Raw genomic sequence first — 3865 nt, forward strand, 5'->3', positions numbered from 1 at the left:
TATCCCCATCTTGTGAAAGATTAGGGCAAGTTCATTCATAAGGGCTATGTTCAGATCTCTTTGAGTGTTCTCTATAACTTTTGCAGCTTCTGCGGTTCTTATGTCTGGGGCTTTATGAACACCTGCCCTAATTACTGAACCGTAAATAGAAGAAAGAAGTTCCAAAGTTTCTTTATCACAACCGGAAACTACCTTAACTATCTTATCTATGGTATGTTTTCTATCCCCTGGATTAACTCTTTCTGGTGAATATCCGACTTTGAACTCTTGTAGATACTTAAGTCCAGATTCTTTCTCAAGGATGGGAACGCAAATTTCCTCTGTAACGCCTGGATAGACGGTTGATTCATAAACAACAGTAGTTCCTGGCTTTATGAACTTTCCTATAGTTTGGGATGCTTTTTTTAAGGGAGTCAAATCGGGTATTTTGTGTTCATCAATAGGTGTTGGAACTGTAACTATTATAAGCCTACATTCAGAAAGTCTTTCTGGAGAGTTTGTGTAGTCTACTTGAACACTTCTTAACTGTTCACTTTCAACTTCTCCAGTTCTATCGAACCCCTCTTTTAGCTCTTTTATCCTTTCGTGGTTTATATCATAGCCTACAATTTTAAACTTTTCAGCTAAGAGAACAGCAAGCGGCAAACCTACGTATCCAAGTCCGATTATCGCTATTTTTTCTTTACCTTCTATAAAATCTTCAAAACTTGGAAAAAATGTCATCTTAAGAGTTCCTCGTAAAGTTGTAAAGTTTTCTCTGTAATTCTTTTTATATCAAATTCCTCTGCTGTTTTTCTTGCATTTTCCTTCATCTTTTCATTGTTTAAGTTTTCTAATCCCTTAAGAAGTCCTTGATGCAGAGATTCAACACTCCCTGGTTCAACAGCGATCCCATTCTCCATATGTTTCAAATAGGTTTTTATTCCTCCAACATAAGAAGCTACAACAATCTTTTCCATAGCCATCGCTTGAAGGAGAGAACTTCCCAACCCTTCGTTTATTGATGGAAAAACGAAAAGATCAGTGGACTTGAGTATTTGAGGTATATCCCTTCTAAATCCAAGCAGGAAAACTCTGTTTTCTAATCCATACCTTTTTACTAGCGTTTTAGCTTCTTCACCTTGAGTGTCCCTACCAACTAAAAGAAGAAAAATTTCCTTATCTTTAATGGTTTCGAGAAGTTTTTTAAAAGCACGAATAAGGATCTCTTGCCCTTTAACTTTTGAGAAATTTGCCACGTGGGTTATTACTAAAGAATTCAAAGGTAATCCAAGTTTTTCTTTTATAGAAAAGGTCGAGCTTGGATTAAACCTTTCGAGTTCGACTCCTGAAGGGATGTAGTAGACCTTTTTCCTTAAAAAAGGAAACTTTCTGAGTTTCTTGCATATTTCATTGGATATACCTATTAGAGCATCAACATTAATGTTGTACTTGGTAAGGGAAGAAATAGGGGAAATATTAAATAAAACCCTCCTTGTGTAAACCAGTTTCGGCTTGGGTCTTGCAAAAAAAGAAGCTAACCACACGAACCAGTGCGCTTTTGATATATGAGTATTAACAATATCGTAGTTTTCAATTATCCTTGCTAACTTTCTGGCTCCAGAAATACTTAACTTATTGGTAGTAGGAAAAAATACAGTATTAATTCCCTCTTTCTTTGCTCTTTTATGAAGTTCACAACCTTTATAAGTAAGTATGTCTGTTTTGTATCCTAGCTGGTTCATATATTTAGCAAGAAGAAAACATTGTTCTGTACCTCCGCTCCAACCTATAGCAGTTGTAGCTTGTAGTATCTTCATTTAAAATTCTCCTTAGCCTTTTAAGGCTGGAATTTTACCAAAAGGTAGGAATTAAGTATGAAAATTCTCTTAATCCAGTTAAAACAGCTGGGGGATGTTTTATTATCATCTCCACTTGCAAAAGCTTTGAAAGACAACTTAAAAGATGTTACTGTTCATTTTCTAACTTCACCTTTGGGAAAGGAGGTATTAGAGGGAAATCCTTTTATAGATAAGATATTAACTCTCAAAAATGGAATTCTAGAAGAAATAAAAATGCTATTTTCTATACGAAGAGAAAATTATGATGCCATTATAGATATTCAAAGGACAGGAAGATCAAAAAGAATCACTTTACTCTCTGGAGCCAATTTAAGAATAGCCTTTAGAAAAAGTAAAGAAAATATTTACTATAACAGGACTGTCGATGAAAGAAACAGGATCTATACAGTGTGGGATAGATTACAACTTCTTAAACCCTTGGGTATAGATCCAAAAGTTGAGAATTATTATCCAGAATTTTTTCTAAATAAAGAAGAAATAGAAAAAGGAAAAAGTATCTTACAGGAATACAATTTAAGCCCTTACAGTTTCTTTATAATAACTCCTACATCAAGAAGAATAAATAGAGCGTGGCAGCCTGAAAAGTTTGGAATATTAGGCAATATGCTCTATGAAACCACTGGACTTATCCCTTTTGTTACCTATGCTCCGGGAGAAGAAACCTTTGCCAAAAGAACTTTTGAAAAGCTTAAAAAAGGAATAATATTAAAGAATCCTCTTTCTATTAGAATGTTTGCAGCTTTAATACACTTTAGTAAATTCTTACTTGGCAATGATTCTTTCGCATCTCATCTTGCTTTCTCCTTAAGAAGAAAGACATTTGTAATCTTAGGACCAAATGAAGGGTGGTTTCCCAACGATAAGTTAATAGTAAAAATAAGGAAAGGATTGGATTGTCAACCATGTAATGACTGGAAAAGTTGCAGAAAAAAACTCGAATGTTTTAAGACTTTAACACCAGAAGAAGCCTTCTCTTATATAGTTAAAAACCTTTAAATTGATAATCACAAAGCTTTCGATATTCCTCCAACTTTTCATAAAGCTCTCTGTGGCTACCTACCCCTAGAATCTTTCCTTCTTTTAAAAAGATAATGGAATCACTGTTTATTACTGTTGAAAGTCTATGGGCAATAGCAATAAGTGTCTTGTCTTTAAACTTTTCATCAAGGGCCTTTTGAACTGCCAATTCTGTTTCTGAATCAAGAGCGCTTGTAGCTTCATCAAGGATCAAAATATCAGGATTACGCAAGACCGCTCTTGCAATTGCAATTCTTTGTTTCTGTCCACCGGAAAGCTGAATTCCCCCTTCACCTATCAGAGTATCATAGCCTTCGGGAAGAGACTCTATAAAGTCATGTATATTTGCAATTTTTGCTGCTTCCACAACCTCTTCAAATGAGGCATCTTGCCTTCCTACTAAAATATTTTCTTTAATAGTACCTCTAAAAAGGATAATATCTTGACTTACAACTCCTATCTTTTTTCTATATGACTTTAAGTCCAGATCTCTTATATCAATACCATTTACTTCTATTTTTCCACTTGTAGGATCGTAAAAGCGAGGAATTAAGTTGACTAAAGTGCTCTTTCCACTGCCCGTTCTTCCAACTATTGCGTACTTTTTTCCTTTCTCAAAAGAAATATTTATATCCTTCAATACCAATTTTTTAGAAGTTGGATACTTAAAAGAAACATTTTTGAAATATATTTTTTCTATACTACCTTTTATTTCCTTATTGCCACTTTTTAACTCATATTCATTCGGTAAGTCGAGTATTTCTTTAACTCTCTGGGCGACTGTTATTGACTGTTGAATTTTATTGTAGTCCTGTCCGAGCTTTCTTATAGGTTCATAAGCCATTATTAGTGCAATAATAAAAGAGAAAAACTCTCCAGCTGTCAACTCTCCAGTTAATATTTTCTTCCCGCCGTAGAGATTTAATCCTCCAACAATAATAGCTGCTGTCGCTTCTACTATTGGAGGGTAAATACCCTCTACTTTCTTTATTTTCATAAATTTTTTT

At 34.4% G+C, this 3865-nt stretch carries 4 protein-coding genes; 1 reads left to right on the forward strand and 3 read right to left on the reverse strand.

Going from position 1 to position 3865, the window contains the following annotated elements:
- Both ABGX27_05705 and ABGX27_05710 read right to left on the reverse strand, forming a co-directional pair.
- Positions 1-723: nucleotide sugar dehydrogenase (locus tag ABGX27_05705; GenBank protein MEO2068990.1), on the reverse strand; the 723-nt coding region annotated here is incomplete at its 3' end.
- Entirely contained in the window at positions 720-1799 is a 1080-nt protein-coding gene (locus ABGX27_05710) for a glycosyltransferase family 4 protein (protein ID MEO2068991.1), read from the reverse strand. The genes ABGX27_05705 and ABGX27_05710, both read right to left, overlap by 4 nt.
- A 57-nt stretch (positions 1800-1856) precedes the next feature.
- Between ABGX27_05710 and ABGX27_05715 the strand changes: the two genes are divergently transcribed.
- On the forward strand, positions 1857-2837 hold the full coding sequence (locus ABGX27_05715) for a glycosyltransferase family 9 protein (protein ID MEO2068992.1): 981 nt from the start codon (positions 1857-1859) through the stop codon (positions 2835-2837).
- On the opposite strand, the gene ABGX27_05720 is transcribed toward ABGX27_05715, so the two are convergent.
- A partial coding sequence (locus ABGX27_05720) for an ABC transporter ATP-binding protein (protein ID MEO2068993.1) occupies positions 2824-3865 on the reverse strand: 1042 nt, incomplete at its 5' end. The genes ABGX27_05715 and ABGX27_05720 overlap by 14 nt on opposite strands.

Source organism: Desulfurobacteriaceae bacterium (assembly GCA_039832905.1).
Classification (GTDB): domain Bacteria; phylum Aquificota; class Aquificia; order Desulfurobacteriales; family Desulfurobacteriaceae; genus Desulfurobacterium.